General features: G+C 42.9%; 1 protein-coding gene. It reads right to left on the bottom strand.

Annotated elements, in window-relative coordinates:
* On the bottom strand, nt 1-1,063 hold a 1,063-nt coding region (locus tag KG732_RS13000), incomplete at both ends, for an IgGFc-binding protein (protein ID WP_300980466.1).

Below are 1,063 nucleotides of genomic sequence, written 5' to 3'. Positions count from 1 at the left end.
GACCGCAATTGAATTGGTTGATCGAACCCTAATATCACCTGTTAGCCCATCAAGAAAATAGGTAACCCATAGTTTAGAGCCACTGACCTCTTTTCGCAAACCTGACAAATCTTGAGGAGATCCATCTTCATACACTTCCAGCTCCGAATCAGTTGCAGAAGCCGCTGAAATGATACTCACTCCTCCTTTAATTGTTGTTGTCGCGAGTTTATCAACTGCAGGTATAAAATTAACCTCCTTGTCTAGAAGGAAATTAACAGGTGCAATAAAGTTATAATCAACGTTAGCGCCATTATCAGCACCTGCAGTCGAGTGATAGGCATAGACTTGTTTTGATGCCCTTACATACATGTTTTCTCCTGGCCGGACTTTTGAACTACCAGAATAATATGACCCAGGAACGATGTAATACTCACCAGCGTCAATTGTCGTTATTGGTGTCAAGGCCTCATTAACATATAACTCTGTACCGTTTTGAGTGGCAATAATGATGGCGAATTCCTTATCGTCACTACCATAACCTCTCACAAAAACGTATTCATTACCAAGCAAATTCTCAGGGATGATCTGATCTATCGCAATATCTCGACCGCCATCATTACTCGGTGAATACAATGCATTTCCTAAGCTCACAACGATATCTTTATCTGCCGCTATTAATGCACCCATCCATTCATCATAGGTTTTTGATCCGTTATAATTTGGAAGATTTCGGATTGCGTATTCCAAAACGTATGATTGGCCTCGGTTCAACGTGATAGAGAGCCTGTCGTCTTTAATAGCGTCTACATCAGAGCCTTTCCGAAAAACAATACTAGGGTCATAGCCAGATATTTCAACTGTAGTGTTATCTTCTGTGGCCATGATACCTAGAGTTGCATTAGTATCATCCCCATAAATGACCGGTCCCCCTCCCCACCTAAATCGCTTTCCAAGGGCGGCGCGGCCTTTTGAGGTCAGAGAAGACCCTTGAGCCGACTGCGCACCTCGGTGGTTAACATAGAATCTCTCGCCATTTTCAGACTCAAACCGTAAACCACTATCAGACAAAACCTTTCCAGTG

The sequence above is a fragment of the Nonlabens sp. genome (genome assembly GCF_018401815.1).
Lineage (GTDB): Bacteria > Bacteroidota > Bacteroidia > Flavobacteriales > Flavobacteriaceae > Nonlabens.
Note: the sequence above shows the minus strand (reverse complement) of the source record. Positions and strands in the feature narration are given on the sequence as shown.